This is a genomic window from Agrobacterium vitis, assembly GCF_013337045.2.
GTDB classification, from domain to species: Bacteria; Pseudomonadota; Alphaproteobacteria; order Rhizobiales; family Rhizobiaceae; genus Allorhizobium; species Allorhizobium vitis_B.
In genome coordinates, this window is the sequence record NZ_CP118259.1 from 239,009 (window position 1) to 258,267 (window position 19,259).

16 protein-coding genes and 1 pseudogene are annotated in these 19,259 nt (G+C 55.9%); 9 read left to right on the forward strand and 8 right to left on the reverse strand.

The window, feature by feature from the left end; genetic code table 11:
* The first annotated feature begins 125 nt into the window (after positions 1-125).
* Both G6L01_RS01090 and imm45 read left to right on the forward strand, forming a co-directional pair.
* A complete protein-coding gene (locus G6L01_RS01090) occupies positions 126-2,096 on the forward strand; it encodes a polymorphic toxin-type HINT domain-containing protein (RefSeq protein ID WP_070163530.1) in 1,971 nt (656 codons plus the stop codon).
* Positions 2,097-2,417 carry an Imm45 family immunity protein gene (gene imm45 / locus G6L01_RS01095; protein ID WP_070163531.1) on the forward strand — a complete coding sequence of 107 codons (321 nt, stop codon included), beginning with the start codon at positions 2,097-2,099 and terminating at the stop codon, positions 2,415-2,417.
* A 103-nt stretch (positions 2,418-2,520) separates the two neighbouring features.
* Here the strand turns inward: imm45 and G6L01_RS28085 are convergent.
* A pseudogene (locus tag G6L01_RS28085) lies at positions 2,521-3,603 on the reverse strand (IS3 family transposase); the annotation flags it as partial.
* A gap of 199 nt (positions 3,604-3,802) precedes the next feature.
* On the opposite strand from G6L01_RS28085, the gene G6L01_RS01120 reads away from it, so the two are divergent.
* The gene (locus G6L01_RS01120; RefSeq protein WP_070163532.1) at positions 3,803-5,428 is read left to right on the forward strand and encodes an ABC-F family ATP-binding cassette domain-containing protein; all 1,626 of its coding nucleotides are present in this window, start codon (positions 3,803-3,805) and stop codon (positions 5,426-5,428) included.
* 134 nt (positions 5,429-5,562) lie between these two features.
* Here the strand turns inward: G6L01_RS01120 and G6L01_RS01125 are convergent, their stop codons facing one another.
* Positions 5,563-6,459 carry a MurR/RpiR family transcriptional regulator gene (locus G6L01_RS01125; protein WP_070163533.1) on the reverse strand — a complete coding sequence of 299 codons (897 nt, stop codon included), beginning with the start codon at positions 6,457-6,459 and terminating at the stop codon, positions 5,563-5,565.
* 266 nt (positions 6,460-6,725) lie between these two features.
* Here G6L01_RS01125 and G6L01_RS01130 point away from each other — a divergent pair, with 266 nt between their 5' ends.
* Together G6L01_RS01130 and G6L01_RS01135 are read left to right on the forward strand one after the other, a co-directional pair.
* Positions 6,726-8,900 (forward strand): TonB-dependent siderophore receptor, encoded by a 2,175-nt coding sequence (locus G6L01_RS01130; RefSeq protein WP_139190336.1) that lies wholly within the window; start codon positions 6,726-6,728, stop codon positions 8,898-8,900.
* Positions 8,901-9,028: 128 nt separating this feature from the next.
* Positions 9,029-9,907, forward strand: a complete 879-nt coding sequence (locus G6L01_RS01135) for a DUF6030 family protein (RefSeq protein WP_070163534.1) — start codon at positions 9,029-9,031, stop codon at positions 9,905-9,907.
* Positions 9,908-10,059: 152 nt separating this feature from the next.
* Here G6L01_RS01135 and G6L01_RS01140 read toward each other — a convergent pair whose 3' ends face one another.
* The 6 genes from G6L01_RS01140 to motA form a co-directional block, all read right to left on the reverse strand.
* The gene (locus tag G6L01_RS01140) at positions 10,060-10,503 is read right to left on the reverse strand and encodes a hypothetical protein (RefSeq protein ID WP_070163535.1); all 444 of its coding nucleotides are present in this window, start codon (positions 10,501-10,503) and stop codon (positions 10,060-10,062) included.
* A 5-nt stretch (positions 10,504-10,508) separates the two neighbouring features.
* Complete coding sequence (gene flhB / locus G6L01_RS01145; protein ID WP_070163536.1) at positions 10,509-11,594, reverse strand: flagellar biosynthesis protein FlhB; 1,086 nt, start codon at positions 11,592-11,594, stop codon at positions 10,509-10,511.
* A 267-nt stretch (positions 11,595-11,861) separates the two neighbouring features.
* The gene (gene fliG / locus G6L01_RS01150; RefSeq protein WP_070163537.1) at positions 11,862-12,905 is read right to left on the reverse strand and encodes a flagellar motor switch protein FliG; all 1,044 of its coding nucleotides are present in this window, start codon (positions 12,903-12,905) and stop codon (positions 11,862-11,864) included.
* A gap of 29 nt (positions 12,906-12,934) precedes the next feature.
* A complete protein-coding gene (gene fliN, locus G6L01_RS01155) occupies positions 12,935-13,582 on the reverse strand; it encodes a flagellar motor switch protein FliN (protein WP_070163538.1) in 648 nt (215 codons plus the stop codon).
* Between the two features lie 63 nt (positions 13,583-13,645).
* A complete protein-coding gene (locus G6L01_RS01160) occupies positions 13,646-14,605 on the reverse strand; it encodes a FliM/FliN family flagellar motor switch protein (protein WP_070163539.1) in 960 nt (319 codons plus the stop codon).
* Complete coding sequence (gene motA, locus G6L01_RS01165; RefSeq protein ID WP_015914940.1) at positions 14,602-15,477, reverse strand: flagellar motor stator protein MotA; 876 nt, start codon at positions 15,475-15,477, stop codon at positions 14,602-14,604. Before motA ends, G6L01_RS01160 begins: the two co-directional genes overlap by 4 nt.
* A gap of 392 nt (positions 15,478-15,869) precedes the next feature.
* On the opposite strand from motA, the gene flgF reads away from it, so the two are divergent.
* From flgF to flgB, 4 genes are all read left to right on the forward strand, one after another.
* Positions 15,870-16,604, forward strand: coding sequence for a flagellar basal-body rod protein FlgF (gene flgF / locus G6L01_RS01170; RefSeq protein WP_070163540.1), 735 nt, complete (start codon positions 15,870-15,872; stop codon positions 16,602-16,604).
* A 73-nt stretch (positions 16,605-16,677) separates the two neighbouring features.
* Complete coding sequence (gene fliI / locus G6L01_RS01175; RefSeq protein WP_233741248.1) at positions 16,678-18,021, forward strand: flagellar protein export ATPase FliI; 1,344 nt, start codon at positions 16,678-16,680, stop codon at positions 18,019-18,021.
* Positions 18,002-18,574 carry a flagellar protein gene (locus G6L01_RS01180; RefSeq protein WP_081343949.1) on the forward strand — a complete coding sequence of 191 codons (573 nt, stop codon included), beginning with the start codon at positions 18,002-18,004 and terminating at the stop codon, positions 18,572-18,574. Before fliI ends, G6L01_RS01180 begins: the two co-directional genes overlap by 20 nt.
* A 289-nt stretch (positions 18,575-18,863) precedes the next feature.
* Positions 18,864-19,256 carry a flagellar basal body rod protein FlgB gene (gene flgB / locus G6L01_RS01185; protein ID WP_070163541.1) on the forward strand — a complete coding sequence of 131 codons (393 nt, stop codon included), beginning with the start codon at positions 18,864-18,866 and terminating at the stop codon, positions 19,254-19,256.
* The last annotated feature ends 3 nt before the right edge of the window (positions 19,257-19,259 follow it).

The following is a 19,259-nucleotide window of genomic DNA, read 5'->3' on the forward strand; positions in this document are numbered from 1 at the left end:
TGGTTCTGGGGCGTCAAGGTCTGTTTTGGTGCTATTTTCAGCGTTGCTCCTTTCCACTTTTCCGGTGACGATACAGGACCGTTTCTCTACCTATCGATGAAGACCTTGAACGGTGTGCGTCCTAGATGTGGGTGTCCGGCCTTGTAAAAGACGAGCCAGTTCGAGCGCGGTCCCGCGGCTGGCTCACAGGAATTCTGACGCGGGATTCTGCTGGTAATCGTCTGCTTGGCGCCACCTATAGCCGCGACGCTGCCGGTCGCATCACGAGCATTGATGAAGACGGCACGGCCAATGACTGGACCTATACCTACGACCGTTTCGGTCGGGTCGCTACAGCCATCCGGGCCAACAATCCCGCCTATAGCGAAACCTTCATCTACGCTGACAATGACAATCTGATCAGCCGCTCACGTCTGGCCGGCAGTTTTGTCTATCCGTCAGCCGGTTCCTCGCGCCCGCATGCGCCGACATCGCTCAACGGTGTCGCCTTTAGCTATGATCCGAATGGCAATATGATCAATGACGGCAGCCGCCAGCTGAACTACGACCTCGCCAATCGTGTCGCCTCGGTCACAGCCAACGGCTCCACGACCAGCTTTGCTTATGGTCCCGACGGAGCGCGCGCCAAGAAGATTGGCAGCAACGGCACGACCTTATACTACAGTGCGGATGTCGAGTTCGACATGGCCGCGAACGCCTTCACGCGGTATCCGCATATGGACATCAAGCTTGTCGGCAATAATGTCTACTTCCTGCATCGTGACCATCTGTCTTCGGTCCGCTTCGTGACCAACATGGCTGGCCAGATCGTCGAAAGCACCGATTATGCCGCCTATGGTGAGACCACCAACAAGGCGATGACCACCCAGAAAAACTATATCGGCGAGCGCTTCGATCCCGAAACTGGCCTCATGTATCTCAATGCAAGATATATGGATCCACGGTTTGGTCGCTTTATTTCGCCAGATGACTGGGATCCGACAAAGGAAGGGGTCGGCACTAACCGATATGCATATGCGTCAAATGACCCGGTCAACAAGAGCGACCCGAATGGACACATGGGAAATGGATCTTGGAACACGGGTTTTCAACCTCCCTCAATTGAAGACACTTTGAATGACATTCAAACTGCGTTGGACATTGGGGGGATGGCGCCAGTCGTAGGAGCTCCTATCGACGCTGTTAATGCAGCCGTTAGTTTGGCGAGGGGTGATTTGGTTGGTGCTGGCCTTTCGTTATTCGGTGCAGTGCCTGGCCCAGGTGATTATGCAACGGCCGCAAAGCTTGCCAAGAGAGCTGAGGATGGAATATCCGTTGAGCGCAAAGTTGCTAGAGAGATGTGGGGTGTAGCATGCAGTCTAGCACCTGAAACTCCTGTAGTTACTAAATTTGGCCTAGTTCCTATTTCCGAAATTAAGGTTGGCGATTTTGTCCTTGCCCGCAATGAGGGGTCTGGCAAGGAGAATTTTCAGAGAGTTCTCAAAACTTATGAGAACGTCGATCCAGACACCACCATTTTGACCGTGACGAAAAAGAAAAATGGAACAGATGTCACGGAGACAATTCTTTCCGATGGTCGCCATCCGTTTTTTGTAGATGGCGTAGGTTTTGTGCGTGCGAGAAGTCTTTCCGTTGGGCAGCTTCTGGTGGTATCTGGCGGAAAAACTGCAAGGATTAGTGCACATAAATATTTATCTTCTAAGCCTTTGCATGCCTTTAATCTTGAGATTGAAAAAGACCATACTTTTTTTGCAGGCAAAACAGCGCTTTGGGTACATAATGGCAACTGCTATGATAATGCTCAAGATTTTGAAAAAAGCATTCAGGGTTATAGTACGGGTGAAAGGGTAGCTAGAATTAAGGATACTCTAAAAGATGTTGCCTCTAAAAATGGATGGCAGAAAGATGCAAAAATAAGTAAAGTAAATGGTAGAGATGTATATAAAGATAAGAAGAAAGAATATTGGTCAATAGATACTGAAAAGGGTAGATTCGAAAAAGCAGACAAAAGGGGTAAACATTTAGGAGAGTTTGACATTGACGGTAATCAAACAGGAAAGCCGGACACAAAAGGCAGACACGATCTGAAGATTTAGATGCAGAAACTTATAGAGCTCAATTTTGAAGCGATCGCCCGTGGTGCGATTTTTCGGGTACGCGGACAGTATCCATATGAGAATGTCGTGGATTTTATGGTCGTAGAGACTTCCGTATCTGAACGACCTCTGGGGATCATGGTAGCGACCGGATATAGTGCTGGCCATACCTTTGTCAGGCCGCCACCTGAAGCAATTTTGACAGGCACAAAAATGCTTTCGACTGCGTGGGTTAAGGAAAATTGGGCCGAATGGATTTATCCAGCATGCCCAGTTGGTGAGGTGTTTTTTCTTGAGCACTATCCAGCACCGGAATTATAAGATTGTGAGTTCACGCTGAAGCGCGACTTGCGGGGCTTTCAAGCTACCTGGCTTGTCGCATGGTAATCCCCCCTTTTTTAACGGGGCTCATCAGTAGAATTTGGGCTGCCATTTTTAGTTTCTGCCTTGGCGTCATGCCGCCGATGGCCATATTGGGTCGGTCATTGTTGCATGTCCAGATCCAGCGTGTGGCGTGATCTTGCACCATCCTTGATGGTACGAACATGAAGCATCCAAGCCATTCATGCCGAACCGTGCGGTTATAACGCTCGATATAGGCATTTTGCTGCGGCTTACCCGGCTGGAATGGGCGATGCTGATGTTTCGCTTCTACGCCCATGCCAGAAGCGTGCCGCTTATGTATTCCGGGCCGTTGCCCACCCGAATGGCATCCGGCTTTCCTCGCCATTCGATGATCCGGTTGAGAGACCGGACGACCCGCTCGGCTGGTAATGAGAAATCGACCTCAATGCCGAGCCCCTCGCGGTTGAAGTCGTCGATCACGTTCAGTGTCCGGAACGAGCGACCGTCAGCGAGCTGATCGGCCATAAAGTCCATCGACCTGGTCCGGTTGGGTTGTTCTGGCACTGCCGGTGGCTCGGGCCGTTCCCGCACCAGGCGCTTCCTGGCCTTGAGCCTCAGATTCAATTCCAGATCACGATAGATACGGTAAACCCTTTTATGGCTCCAGCCGAAGCCCTTGATGTTACGTAGATAAGGGAAGTACAGGCCGAAACCCTACGCCTTGCGAGCTGCGGTCAAACGCAGCAGCCAGTCGGCGATGTCTTCGTTCTCGCTGTCGAGCTTGCATCCATAGCGGTAGCACGTCTCGCTGATCCCGAACGTCCGGCACGCGAGCGCGACTTTGATATGAAGCTTCTCAACCGCCTGCATGGCCATCTCCTTGCGTTGAGACGGCCTCAGCGCTTTTTTTCGAGAGCTTCCTTCAGCAGATCGTTTTGCATGCTCAGTTCAGCATACATCTTTTTCAGCCGCCGGTTCTCGTCCTCCATACTCTTAATTTGGTTGACCATGGACGCATCCGTGCCCTCGAACTTCGCTCCCCACTTGTAGACGCTGGCATCGCTCATCCCATGCTCCCGGCAAAGCTGGCAACTGGAATGCCGTCTTCAGCCTGCTTCAGGATAGCCATAACCTGCGCGTCGCTAAATCGTGATGTCTTCATTGGAATCTTCTCCAAAGTCATTGTGAGAAAATTCTTCCTTTAAATCCGGTTACTTTGCGGGGGGATTGCCGCGGTAGCGTCACTCCATATCTGCTCGGACTGAGTCATATTTCAAGGCATTCTTCGGCATGAAAAGGCGACAGGGCGCGCAAGTCATGCCATAAGGCGCGCAAAATCATCTTTTCCGGGCTGAAGCGACATGATCCGCATTGAAAATATCTCCAAGCAGAACAGCCATCGCCTGTTGTTCATTGAGGCCTCCGTCGCCCTGAACAAGGGGGAGAAGATCGGCCTGGTCGGACCGAATGGCGCGGGCAAGACCACGCTGTTTCGGATGATCACAGGTGAGGAATTGCCCGATGAAGGTCAGGTTTCGACTGAAAAAGGCGTTACCATCGGCTATTTCAATCAGGATGTTGGTGAAATGTCCGGGCGTTCGGCGGTCGCTGAGGTCATGGATGGGGCAGGGCCGGTCAGCACGGTGGCGGCAGAATTGCGCGAGCTGGAAGGCGCCATGTCGGACCCCGACCGGATGGATGAGATGGATGCGATCATCGAGCGCTACGGCGAGGTGCAGGCCCGCTACGAAGAACTCGATGGCTATGCGCTGGAGGGCCGGGCGCGCGAGGTGCTGGATGGGTTGAGCTTTTCTCAGGAGATGATGGACGGCGACGTCGGCAAGCTGTCGGGTGGTTGGAAGATGCGCGTGGCACTGGCCCGTATTCTGTTGATGCGACCCGATGTAATGCTGCTTGACGAACCAAGCAACCATCTCGACCTTGAAAGCCTGATCTGGCTGGAAAGCTTCCTGAAGAATTACGATGGTGCCTTGTTGATGACCTCGCATGACCGCGAGTTCATGAACCGGATCGTCACCAAGATCATCGAGATCGATGGCGGTTCGCTGACCAGCTATTCCGGTGACTATGGTTTTTACGAGGGCCAGCGCGCCCAGAATGAGAAGCAGCAGCAGGCGCAATTTGAGCGTCAGCAGGCGATGCTGGCCAAGGAAATCAAGTTCATCGAGCGTTTCAAGGCGCGCGCCTCCCATGCGGCGCAGGTGCAGAGCCGGGTGAAGAAACTCGACAAGATCGACCGGGTCGAGCCGCCGCGCCGCCGTCAGACGGTGGCGTTCGACTTCCTGCCCGCGCCACGCTCCGGCGACGACGTCATCAATATCAAGAATGTCCACAAGGCCTATGGTAGCCGGACGATTTATCAGGGGCTGGATTTCATGGTCCGCAGGCGCGAACGCTGGTGCATCATGGGCATCAATGGGGCTGGAAAATCGACGCTGCTCAAGTTGGTTGCCGGCACGACCGAGCCGGATCAAGGCACGGTCAGCATTGGTGCCAGTGTCAAGCTCGGCTATTTCGCCCAGCATGCCATGGATGTGCTGGATGGCGACAGCACTGTATTGCAATGGCTGGAGGAAAGCTTTCCGAAGGCAGGGCAGGCGCCGCTCAGGGCATTGGCCGGTTGCTTCGGCTTTTCCGGCGACGATGTCGAAAAGCGCTGCCGGGTGCTGTCGGGCGGCGAGAAGGCCCGGTTGGTGATGGCGGCCATGCTGTTCGACCCACCAAATCTGTTGGTTCTGGACGAGCCGACCAACCATCTGGATCTCGACACCAAGGAAATGCTGATCAAGGCATTGTCGGCCTATGAAGGCACCATGCTGTTCGTCAGCCATGACCGGCATTTTCTGGCCGCCCTGTCCAACCGTGTTCTGGAACTGACGCCGGATGGCATCCATCAATATGGTGGTGGTTATACAGAATATGTGGCGAGCACCGGCCAGGAAGCGCCGGGCCTGCACGCGGCGTAATCAAGTCACTACACCAAGTCTCGAAGATGCTCACGCATCCTCACCTTGAAGAAAGTGAAAATATCTCAAATGCGTCAGAGGCTTGAGATATTTTCAAAAGGAATACGAAGATTCATTTTTAATGAATCTTCGTATTACCCACGCTTGTCGGGGCGAATGGTGCTGCGCAGCTCCACCAGCCGGTTCAGCGTTTCCAGCGTCCGTTCCGGTTTGAGAGCGGAAAGCGCCAGCGCCAGGGTTTCGATCACCACCAGCGAGGGCGCATGCAGCGCCACATGCTCGCTTTTGGCGCGCGGAACGACGAGGCTGACGCTGGCGTGCTGGCGCAGCACGCTTTCGGCCTGTCCCAGCACCAGGATCAGCGGTATGTCGAGCCGCTTGGCCTCGGAAATCACCGTCATGGCTTCGCGATGCGGACGGCCATGCAGCAGCATGACCAGCACATGGCCGGTGCCAAGCCCGAGCAATTGTTCGGCCAGCGAAATTCCTGTGGTGTTGAGAGCGTAAGAGGGAAAGCCCGAGCGTGAAAACAGCCTTGCGCCGTAACTGGCGATAATGCCGGATGCGCCGATGCCGAAAACCCCGATGGCGCGGGCCTCGGCCATCAGCAGGGCTGCCTTGGAAAGGGCGGCCCGGTTTTCCGGGCTTGCCAGCGCCGCCAGCGCAGTCTGCTGATTTTCCAGCACGAAATCCACGGCAGCATCGCTATTGCCGCTGATGTCATCGGTGGTGGCGGCCATTTTCTCGATGGGGGAATCGGTCTCGCCCAGATAGGCTTTCAGCGTTTCCTTCAGGTCGAGCAGGCCGCGAAAGCCCAGCGCCTGAATGGCGCGGATCACCGTTGCGTCGGATGTGCTGGTCTCGAAGGCGATTTCCAGCGCCGATTTGCTCAACACCGCATGGCGATGGCCATCGATATAATCGGCGACGGTCAGCAGGCCCGGTGACAGCTGATCGCGGCGCCTTTTCAGCCGCTCGCCATACCGGTCGATGCGCCGTGATTTGCCGGTCCGTTCACCCTGCCTGCCCATTGCTTGGCTATGCTCCTGATCCTGTAGTAGTCGCCCGCATTCAGTGTCCGAGCCGGGCTTTTCTCCACAAAAACCGTTGAATACCAGCCGCAAAGGGCAGGCTTTCCAATCGGTTTTCCGTCTATACGCGGCTTTAGCGGCCTTTTTGCCCGGCTGCCATGGGGTTTTAAAGTTGACTACTACATTCATCAATTGGAAAAGCCCAGAGAACAAGCGGATGACACTGTAATTTTGGGGGTAAAGCTGTGGGGCAAGCGGCGAGAACGATGCGTGGCACCAGACAGATGCGTGACGGCGGCAAAAGCCGTGGTCGGATGATAGCGGCGCTGTTGCTGGCATCCGTCGCTTTGCCAGCCAGGGCCGAAGATGCCTCCGGCCAGGCCGGGGATACGGCTGGCACGACGGTGCTTCAAACCATTACGGTGACGGACAAAAAAACGACGCGCGGTTATCAGCCCCTGTCCACCAGCACCGCAACCCGTACGGATAAGCCGCTGCTGGATGTGCCGCAGGCGGTCAATGTGGTGAGCGGCGAAGTCTTGAAGGACCAGGGCGCCGAATCGTTGGACGATGCGCTTGCCAATATCAGCGGCATTACCCAGGCCAACACATTGGGCGGCACGCAGGACGCCGTCATTCGCCGCGGATTCGGCGACAATCGCGACGGCTCGATCCTGACCGATGGGATGAAAACCGCGCTGCCATTTTCCTTCAACGCCACCACCGACCGGGTCGAGGTGCTGAAAGGCCCGGCTTCGACGCTTTACGGCATTCTCGATCCCGGCGGCATGGTCAATGTCGTCACCAAAAAGCCGGAGGACGCGTTTTCCGGCGAGGTTTATAGCAGTGTAACAGGTTATGGCGCTGGCAAATATGGATCGACCTCCGGCCTGGATGTGACCGGACCGATTGCCGGCACCGACTTTTCCTATCGTTTCATCGCGGAAGGCCAAAAGAGCGATTACTGGCGCAATTTCGGTGAGACCAAGAAATGGATGGTCGCGCCATCCTTGAGTTGGAGTGGCGAGGATACCGAGGTTACCGTCTCCTATATGCACGACGATTACAGCGTGCCTTTCGACCGTGGCACGATCTTCGATCTGACCACGGGCCATGCGGTGGACCTTAGCCGTCGCACCCGGCTGGACGAGAAATATAACATTACCGATGGCAAATCGGATCTGGCCAAGGTGTCGATTGACCGGCAGCTGAGCGACGATTGGAAACTGTCCCTGAACTACGCCTATAGCCGCAACGAATATTCCGACAACCAGGCCCGCGTCACCGGCTATAATTCCGCAACCGGTGCCGTGACGCGCCGCGCCGATGCCACGCAATATTCCACCAGCTACAATCATGCGGTCAGGGCCGACCTGACCGGAGAAGTCGAGATCGGCGGTTTGCAGAACGACCTGCTGTTTGGCTTTTCCTATGATTACAGCGATACGCTGCGCACCGACATGCTGCGTTGCGCCAATTCCAGCAATTTCAACATTAACAATCCGGTTTACGGCAATCTGGCGCAATGCACCAAGGTTTCGGCCTCCGACAGCGACCAGACGGAGCAATTATCGACGGCCTCGGTCTATATGCAGGACAGCCTGCACCTGACCGACCAATGGATATTGGTCGGCGGTCTGCGCTACCAGTATTACGATCTCTATGCGGGCAAGGGGCGCCCCTTCAATGCCAATACCGATAGCAATGGCGATGCGCTCATTCCCAATGGCGGTATCGTCTACAAGCTGACGCCTGAGATCTCGCTCTACGCCAACGCGGCCCGGACTTTCCGGCCCCAATCGTCGATCTCTAGCTATTATGGCAATCTCGACCCGGAAGAGGGGACATCCTACGAGATCGGTAGCAAATTCGAGGTGATGGAGGGCTTGAGCGCCAATGTTGCGCTGTTTTCCGCGCGTAAGAAAAATGTCGCCTATTCCGAGACTATCGGCGGCGAAAGCGTGGTCAAGACGGCGGGGCTGGTGCGTTCGCAGGGCCTCGAGGTTGATGTGGCTGGTCAGTTGACGGATCATTGGCAGGTAATTGCGAGCTATGGCTATACCGATGCCAAGGTGCTGGAGGACCCGGATTATGCAGGCAAGCAATTGCCCAATGTCGCCCGCCATACCGGCGCCCTGTCCGTGGCCTATGATGTCGGTGACATCGGCGGCGATGGGAACAGGTTGAAGGTTGGTGGCGGCATCCGCGCTGTGGGCAAGCGGGCAGGTATCAACAGCAATAGCTATTTTCTGCCCGGTTATGCGGTCGTCGATCTGTTCGCTGCCTACACATTCAATTTCGAGCGGCCACTAACGCTTCAGGTGAATCTGAAGAATATTTTCGACAAGACCTATTATACCTCATCGATCGGTTCGACCAATTACGCCAACCAGGTTGGAGAACCCTTCAATGTCACGGTGAGGGCCAGCGTCAAATTCTAGGGTTTGTCAGGGAAAAGTGCCTATCGGTTTTCTCCGAGAAATCTTCGTGCGGCGGTTTGCGTCATCATATAGTTCTTTGCAAGGAATTTTGTGGCATAAGCCAATTGTGAAGAAGACCGGACCTATGGATGCAGCAGCGTGTCATCCCTTCGGGCCATAAAAGGCCGGACGGAAGCCTGGAAGCCCACCGCATGCGGCGGCGAGGGCTGAGGCTGTTTGCCGTAATTTTCCTTTTGTTTTGTTGCAGCATCGCTGTTGCCGTGCTGACGGCTGACGATCAGCGCCGGCTGAAGCAACTGATCGAGAGCATCGGCGAGGTTGTGCATTGGCAAAGCCGTGAGGAGCCAGAGCCGACCGTTTTGCGGGGAAAACGCCTGCCCTCCGGGCAGACGCCTTCCGAGCAGGTGATGGTGCCCGCCCGATTTTTCGACGTACCGCCGCTGCTCGACATTGCGGCACCTGTGCGCAAGTTTCGCGTTTCCGGCAAGACGCTTTGTGCCCAGATCAAGACGGCGGGGGTGGGGGCGGCCGATTGGGTCCAGAACCCTTTCTCGCCCGGGACTTTCAATTGTATCGCTGAAACCAGCTTGCCCGCCGCCAAGCCTGATGGCGACGCCCCCTCCTTCTTCATGGTGGTGCGGGGGACACCGGATGGCCAGATAACCCAGATCAGGATCAAGGTCATCGAGGTCAAATCCAGCCAGCAGATCTGGCAGCGGTATGATGCTGCCCTCGATCTCATTCTCAACGCCAGTCGATGGCCGGATTTTGCCGGTGATTTTGACCGGATGCGCTCACTTGAACCCTTCGAGGCCAATCATTTCGGTATATCGCTGAAATTCACCAAGGAATTCATGGGGCCGGAGCGCTACAACATCATCTTCATGCCCGAGGATTACGGAGAGCTGGAGCGGCGCACGAGAGTCACTCTGAATGCGCAGCCAAGCCTGAAGACGGCGCCTCTGACAGCCAGTTTCTGGCCCAGACAGGTCTTGGGAGGGAGATAAGCTTTGGAAACCGGGAAAAGTTTGGATGCAAGGCGCTGACGGCGCGTTGGGCCAGGATGAGATTCTGTCTGTTCTAATCTTGACCTGACAGACACGAGGCACTTGCAACTAGAATACCCAGGGTCATCAGCGATGACCCTGGGTATAGTCCCTTACATGATAAAACTTGGTGCCGGAAGATTGGGCAAGAAGCGGGCTTCATCCATGCATTCCGCCAGAAGGGCGGTGTTTTCATGTGGGTCGGCCGATGGGTTCTTGAAGGAGATATGGTTGATCTCCAGTCCGGCGTGGTCGTGGCTCAACGTCAGTTGCGCATAGATGGTGATGTCGCGCGGTTTGATTTCGAGGTCCAAAACCACTTCAGGTGTTTCGCCCCAATCCAGCTTGTATTCGCCTCCGGCACCGAAATTGACTGTGCCGGGATGAAAGTAAAGTTCAGCAGCAGAAGACACGAGATCAGCAATATTACCGAAAAACTCTAGACGGATCAGCGATATCAGGTCCGCCGCATCCAGTAACCGTAGTTCTGAGGCGACGGGGCTAATAGCTTGTGCAACTATTTTTTCGCGTTCAGTCGTATATTTGCATTTTTTCATGTTCTTTAGCGCAACCGCCTCTTGTTCTTGCTATCGGCAGCGTATAGTCTCTGAACTATCTCCGCGACGGCCTTGTAAAATATCGGTGGGATGACACTATCCACCGAGACTTGCGCAAACATGGAGCGGGCGAGCGGCGGATCCTCGAAAATCGGGATATTATTTTCCTCGGCTATCTCGCGAATCTTCAATGCAATCAGATCCTGCCCTTTGGCAAGCACGATCGGTGCTTCCATTTCGGTGCGCACATAGCGCAGGGCCACGGCGAAATGGGTGGGATTGGTGATTATCATCGTGGCACGTGGCACGTTATTCATCATCCGTCGGCGTGCCTGGTCGCGCTGGGCGGAACGTTGGCGTGCCTTGACGACCGGGTCGCCCTGGGATTGCTTGTGTTCGTCCTTCACTTCCTGCCGGGTCATGCGCAGTTTCTGATACCAGTTGTATCGCTGCCATCCAAGGTCCATCACCGTCAACAGGCCGGTGGCAAATAGCACAATAATCAGCATTTCCTGGACGATATCGGAAAGCTTGACGAAAATGATCTGCGGATCGGACAGCATGGCATCCAAAGTGCCGAAATACTGGCCGCGCATCGAAACGAACATGATTATCGCGACGACGATGATCTTGAACAGCGACTTGCCGAACTCCACGAAGCCCATGACCGAAAACATCCGCCCTATCCCACCGATAAGCGACAGGCGGTCCATCTTCGGGGTAATACGATCAAGCACGAAGCTTGGCATGTGCTGGGCAAAGGACTGCGTAAGGCCGAACAGCATGAACAGCAACAGGGCAGGGCCAAGCATGGCGGCCATCGACCAGCCCAGATGCACGAACAGGGAAATCACGTCCGTGCCGGTGCCGATGATCCATTGATCCGGTTTTTCCATCAGGTCACGCAGGGTCTGGTAAAGTGTGGCAACACCCTGCGGCATGAAAAATACAAAATATACGTAGAAGGCCAGCGTCGTTGCAAATAGCGGCGCCTCGCGCGAGATCGGCAAGTTACCGTGTTCAGCCGCGTCCCGCATCTTTTTCTCGGACGGGCTCTCGGTTTTACTTTCCTGGTCCTCATCATCTGCCATGTCGGGACCTCGGTCGGTTGATTACAGCCTCAAGCACCCTATGCGATGCGTCAAGGAATTATAATGGGAGTCTGCATGCCATTTCCGGCGGCGTAGCGATGCATGTCTTATAAAACGCACAAAGGCCGGAGCAGAAAGCTTAACGCTCTCTATTCCGGCCTTCAACTCTTTCAGTCCATTCGGATCGCTGGGTCGCGATCTTGTCAACAGCGGCGTGTCGGCTGTGCTTAAAAAACACGGTCACGCCCGTCCATGCAGCTTTTAGCGTCAGGCGGCGGCCGTATCCTTGTCGCCTTCCGGTTCCTTGAGCTGGATCTGGCCGGAATTGGCAAGGCGGATAGCTTCCTGCGCTACAGCACGTCTGGCGATGGCGATTTCCCGCGGATTGATTCCGGCCGTTCCGGCTTGCAGATCCGATTCGATCATGCGGCGCGAGCGCGGGCTGATGGCCGAAAGCACGCATTCGCGGATCTCGTTCGAGGCGCCCCGCAGCGCCATGGTGAGAATGTCGCCGGAAATATCGTTGAGCAGCATGACCCGGCTGCGTTGTGGCATGACCAGCAGATCCTCGAACAGGAAGATCTTCGGACGCACCTTGGTGGCGGATTCCTTGCTGATCGATTCGAGCGATTCGAGCAGGGTATCGACCTGCGGCTTTTCCAACTCGTTCATCAGTTCGGCCACCTTGGCGGTGCCCACCGAATTGCGTTCCGCGTCGATCTCGCTGATCAGTTCCACCACCCGGTTCTCAATGATCTGAGCGGCCTGCGGGCTGACATTCTTCAGGTTGACCGTACGGTTCATGATATCGGCGCGGCGGCTGTCCGGCAGCTTGATCAGCACCTTGGCGCCGAAGGAGGAGGGCAGCATGGACAGGATATAGGCAACCGTCTGCGGATGCTCGCGCAACAGGAACTGAGCAATGAAATCGGGGTCTGCATCCTGTAAACGGTCCCAGATCGAGGTCTCGAACGCCTGGAATGCCGTGCGCCTGCCAAGCAAGCCGTCAACTTCTTCCGGCGTCAGGCCTTCCTCGAGGATTTCCTCGATGGCCTTGGCGTTGTCCATCAGGCCTGCACCTTCGGTGAACAGGTCCTCGAATTCGCCGACTAGTTCGGCCAGTTCGTCCGGTGGAATGGTTCTGAGCGTCTGGGCCGAATTGATGATCATCTGCAGTTCGGCCTGCGTGAAATATTTCAGCAGTTTTCCTGCCACGCCCTTGCCCATGGCCAACAGCACGGCGGCTGCCTTGTCGGCCTGGCTCAGTGGCTTGCCCGCTACCGGCCCGCCGAAATCGTCAAAGTCCATCATGGTCTTTCCTCTCTGGCCCGTTCATGGGGTCAGGACGTCTTGGTGCTCATAACTTCGATCAATTTCACACCGAATCGCGTATCGTCATTCTCGAGAACTGTAATCTCTCCGCGGGCAATCCGTCGACCGTTAACCATGATCTCCACAGGTTCACCGATCTTTTTATCTAACGCTATGATTGCGCCCTCTTCAAGATTCATCAAGCCCGAAACCGGCATGCGGCTGGAACCAAGTACGATTTGAACATCGATCGGGATGTCCATGATCAGGTCGAGATTGGAGTCCAGAGCGCTGCCCGGCGCCTGATGGGCCGGTGCTGCATCGAAGCTGCCCCCACCACCTAAGGCACTGCCACCGAAGTCGCCTCCGCCAAAATCGCCGCCGCCGAAATCTCCACCGCCGAGATCGCTGCCGCCAAAGTCGCTGGTGCCGAAATCACTGGCTCCGGTGGCTGCGCCGCCGCCAAAATCGCTTTCGAAATCGGAAAGGCCGCCAGCGGCATCGCCGAAGTCACCGCCTGAGGCATCCCCGAAGTCGGCGCCGATATCCGGCAGGCCGCCATCGCTATCGCTTTTCAAGACCCCGCGCAGGTCATCGATTGCCTGATCGAGATCGGCATCGCCCAATGGCATCGCCAGGGCATCATCATCTTTTACAGGTGTTTTTTTCGTAGCCATGCAAATACTATTCCCTTTGAAACTTGCCTCAACCTGCTGCCATGGGTGCAGCAGGGAAAATTGTCATCTCATGAGATGACGTAAAAGCTCACTATCCGTACTGTGCATCGACTTCACCCGGACGGTGTAGTGATCGCCGGCGCGTCCGAATTCGCAGGTATAGAGGTCGCGCCCGTTGGCGCTGACGTCGACTGTCACATCACCCTTTTCGAGGAAGGGAATCACATCGCCAGCCGCAAGCTTGGAAACCGTCAGCAGGCTCAGCGATTGCAGGCTGATACGGCCTTCCAGAGTGACCTGGCTCTTGCGCACCTGTTCCGCCAGCTGCTCGGCCCATTCCTTGCGGGCTTTGGAGACCTGGTTTTTCGATTTTGGCGCCGTGACATTGGTCTTCAAAAGGGTTTTCTGCGGAATGATCAGGGCGAAATCGGAGATGATCTTGCCCAGCTTGATGCTCATATGCACCAGGGCGCCAAATTCCTCGATCTGTTCGCCATCCTGTCTCAGACGGTTTTCCCAATTGTGCGGACGCTCGAAAATCGGTTCAAAGCCCCCGGTCGCATTGACACCGGAGCGCAGCACATTGGCGATCCGTTCAAAAACCATCACCGCCAGATCGAGTTCGATATTCGACAGCGGCCGTTTGATCGGCTCGCCGATGAATTCCTGCATGCCGCCCAGCAGGGTTTCCATCAGGGTGATGACGAAACCGTTGCCGCAAGCCATGACGAAATTTGGCGACCAGTTGCGCAGCGATGTATCGGCCAGCACGAAATTATCGCCGAGACCGACGACCAGATCGCGCATCAGGCCGCTTTTGAAACCGAGATAACCGACTTCGATGGTCAGATTGGTTTCGCTGTGAAAAACGTCCGGCAGGAACTCGCTATAGAGTTGGCCGAAATCCTGGCAAAGCTTTTCGACGGATTTCATATCGCCAAGGCCGCCGGTAAGACGAGCAAGCAAGGCGTGATCCATTGGTTTTGGCAGGGATTGGTGCTGGGCGGTCTCGCTCATGGTCATGCAGCCTTCTCGTTGCCGCCGCCGGGATTCATCATTTCCTGCTCCACAGCGTCAATGGACGGACGCTCATAGGAGGAAATGGTCTTGCGGCCATATTCAAGTGCAACCTGCGGAACCGAACCGTTCATATAGGCAAGCAGCGTCTGCTTGACGATGATATACAGACGGTGCTGCTTGGTGCGGACGATCTTGATTTGCGAGGTCAGCGGGTTGCAGACCGAGTAGGACAAGAAGATACCCAGCATCGTGCCCACCAGGGCAGCGCCGATCAGGCCGCCAAGAACTTCGGGCGACTCGTTAATCTTGCCCATGGCCTTGATAACCCCGAGAACCGCCGCCACGATACCGATGGCCGGAAAGCTGTCTCCCATCGCGGTGATGGCGTGGTAGGGTTTCATCTTATCGTGCAGGATGGTGTTGATTTCCTCGTCCATCAAGGCCTCGATCTCATGGCTGCGGGCATTGCCGATGATGATCAGGCGGACATAGTCGCAAATGAAGGACGTGAGTTCCTTGTTTTTCAGCAGATTGGGCGCGGTCTGGAAGATCGAGGATTCCTCAGGATTATCGATATGGGCCTCAATCTCGTTACGCGACTTGGTGCGTAGGTCGCGCATCAGCGAATAGAGAACACCGAGCACATCCAGATAGGCTCGTTCCTTGGGGACGGCGTGCTTGAACGCTTCACCCAGCGCCTTGCCGGAATCCTTGACGATTTTCATCGGGTTGGCCATCACGAAACCACCCAGGCCGGCGCCGCCGATGATCAGCAATTCGAAAGGCTGTATCAGCACGTTCAGGTGGCCGCCCATGGCCATGAAGCCGCCAAGGATACAGCCCACGGTAATAACGAATCCGATGATAATATTCATATTGCGCCTGCATCCGCACGTTTCTCTTCACTTCAACCGATAGGCAGCCTGCCTTGCGTGAGGCTGATGGGTGTGAGGAAGATGATCTCGGTTGCATATCAGGCCCCCCGAAGCCATTGCCGCATTTGACCCCTGCCAATCATGCTTGTCTGAGGCGAGTTTACGTATTGCGGACGGGTTTGCAGCCAGACAGTTTCGCGCAAGCATTTGCGCGCATGAATAGGGTCAATGAACGGTAAACCACGTTCCATGATGGAAGGCGAGCAACCGTGACGGACCGCAAACAACACGCTGTACCCCGAAGCAGAATGATCCTGCGTGACGGAACAATGGCGGTGGACGTCAGGCCTGCTGGTCTTGGTTACGAACTCAAGGCTTGGAGGTAACTCTTAATGCAATCCGGCATGTATGTATCCCTGTCGTCGCAACGGGCGCTCGACAAACGCCTCACCACCATCGCTGACAATATGGCGAACGTGAATACTGTCGGCTTTCGTGGCACCGAGGTGAAATTTGACGAAGTCGTCAGCCGCACCGGCAACGATCAGAATGCCAAGATCGCATTTGTTTCTCAGGGCAACGATTATCTGAATACCCAGTCCGGCGAAATGCTGCAAACCGGCGGTAGCCTGGATTTTGCCGTCAAGGGCGATGCCTGGTTCAGCATTGATACGCCAGCCGGCCCGGCCTTGACCCGGGACGGTCGTTTTACCATGACGTCCACCGGTCAGTTGGTCTCGGTGCGCGGCTATCCTGTTCTGGATGCCGGTGGCGGACCTATTCAGCTCGATCCCAATGGCGGTGAGCCGCATGTTGGCTCCGACGGCACGATCAACCAGAACGGCCGCCAAATCAGCCAGATCGGCCTGTTCACGGCCGATATTTCCAAGGGCTATCTGCGCACCGAAAATAGTGGCGTTATCACCACCGATCGGCCGCAGGCCGTCGTCGATGATGCGACAATCGGTGTCATGCAGGGTTATGTCGAGCAATCCAACGTCAATGGCATCAGCCAGATGACGCAGCTTATCCAGGTCAGCCGCGCTTTCGAAAGCATTTCGGCATCGATGAGCCAGACTGAAAACAGCATGAGCGAAACGATCAAGACGCTGGGTGGCAGCAAATGACCGGTAACTGGATCGTCTTCCCATGACCGTTGAATTCACCCCCCGGATCGACAGGAATACCCAGCTGGACGCCATGGCGGCCATTGCCAAGCGGTATGCTACCTCGGATTATTCCGTCGCCCATGGCGGGCATGTCCGCACCATTGCCGCTGGCCATTACACGGTTACGGGTCTGTCGCGCCATTTGCATCTGGGCGATTTTGTTGCCCATCGCAGTCCAACCGGCATTCATCTGGGCGAAGTGGTGCGGGTCGAGCCTGATCTCGCCTATGTTTGCCCTATCGAGCCGGGCGAGCCGATTGCCATTGGCGACACGGTGATCCGCAAGGGTGCCTTCCGGGTCGCCGCGCAGGATAGCTGGTGTGGCCGCACGCTGAATGCGCTGGGTGATCCGATCGACGGGCTGGGGCCGGTCATGCCGGGTCTGGTGCGCCGCTCTATTGCCAATACCGCACCCTCTTCCATGGGGCGCAAGCGGGTAGAGACCGGTTTTCGCACCGGCGTGAAGGCGGTTGATATTTTCTCGCCGCTCTGCCTTGGTCAGCGCCTCGGGATTTTCGCCGGTTCCGGCGTCGGTAAATCGACGCTGTTGTCCATGCTGGCCAAGGCCGATGCCTTTGACAAAGTGGTGATTGCGCTGGTCGGCGAACGTGGCCGCGAAGTGCGCGAATTCATCGAAGATACGCTGGGCGACAACATGGCCAAGACCGTGGCGATTGTGGCGACCAGTGACGAGAGCCCGATGCTGCGCAAGATGGCGCCTTTGACCGCGATTACCGTTGCCGAGCATTTTCGCGATCAGGGCGACAATGTCCTGTTCATCGCCGACAGCATTACCCGTTTCGCCCATGCGATCCGCGAAGTGGCGACGGCAGCTGGCGAACCGCCGATTGCACGTGGATTTCCGGCCTCGGTGTTTACCGAGCTGCCCAAGCTTCTGGAGCGTGCCGGTCCCGGCGAAGAGGGAACAGGGACGATCACGGCGATCATTTCCATCCTCGTCGATGGTGACAATCACAACGACCCGATTGCCGACTGTACCCGCGGTATTCTCGATGGCCACATCGTGCTGGACCGCAGCCTGGCCGAAGAAGGACGCTATCCGCCGATCAATCCACTGGCCTCGATTTCGCGTTTGGCGCGCAAGGCCTGGACGCCGGACCAGGAAAAGCTCGTGTCGCGCCTGAAGACTTTGATCCACCGTTTCGAGGAAACGCGCGACTTGCGGTTGATTGGCGGTTACCGCGCCGGCAGCGATCCCGATCTCGATATGGCGATCAAGCAGGTTCCGATCCTTTACGAAGTGCTGAAGCAAACCCCCTCCGACAGGGCTGTCGTCGATGCCTATGCCGACCTCGCCCATGCCCTGAAGGCGGCCAATAATTCTGGAAACAGCAATGCAAGATCAAGAGCATGATCCATTAGACAGCGATGCCGACGAGGTGGTTCGGCCTCGCGCACCCCGCCGGTCGGGCGCGTCATCGGTGGATAGGATGTTGGCGGCGGCTGGCGTCGTGCTGGCGTGCAGCGCGGCGATGTTTCCGTGGTATGTGTTTTTCAATCCCGATAAATTCGGAATTCATGTCGAGCCGATGGACCGGACTCGCGATTTGCCGCAGGTCGATGCACGCAATGTATTCAGCGTGTCTCCCATAGCGCTGGTGTCCCGTGAAGACCGCGAACAGAAAGTTCCTGATAATCTCGATCCCCTGACCACGGCGACGGCGTCCGATATCGGGCGGAAAGATCCCGATGGTGAGCCGGTGAAGATCGAACAGCCCTTTCCCGGCGGGGGGTTCCGGCTGCTGCATGTCTCCAACGGTCGTGCCATGATCGAGGATGCCTCCGGCATGTTCATGGTCAAGATTGGCTCCGTCCTGCCCGACAATAGCCGGGTGGCGACACTGGAACAACGCAATGGAAAATGGGTGATTATCACCAGCACCGGCGCGATCTACGAAAACCAGTAGCCCGGCCTTGTGCGTGTGGGCCGGGAGCGGGCACAAGCCTTGGTCGGCCTTCGCTCTCATCCCACATCCAGTGTGTTTTTCAAAGCCGCCTATGGGCGGCTTTTTGCATTGGCGTCCACGGCTTAAATTGTGCTCGTCCGGCGATCAATCCTCGATAAATATACAATTGTTTCAAAAACTTAAATCAGATCTTAGGAAAAGTTAACGATTGTAGGAAAGGCCGGTTTTGCGGTCAGTCCCACGCAAGATTACCGGCCTAATCTCCAGGGTGTAAATTGGAGAAAACTCTATGGAACCGATAAAGCTTTTTGATGTGGCATCACGGCAGGCCGAGTGGCTTTCCCTGCGCCAGGAAGTGATCGCCGGCAACATAGCCAATGCCAATACACCGAAATTCATGGCGAAGGACATCACGCCCTTCAATGCCATTCTGGACGTACGTCAGTTTGGTATGGCGCGGACCAATTCGAAGCATATGGCTGCGAGCGATCTGAATACCGATCTGGATGTCGATATCCGCGAGGCGCCTCTGAATGGCGAAATCGGCGTTCAGGTCTCGGGAAATTCGGTCGCGCTGGCCGATGAGATGACCAAGATGGGTGAGATCCAGCGGCAGCACTCGCTCAACACTAACCTCGTCAGTAGTTTTAATCGCATGATGCTGATGACTGTAAAGGGGTAAACC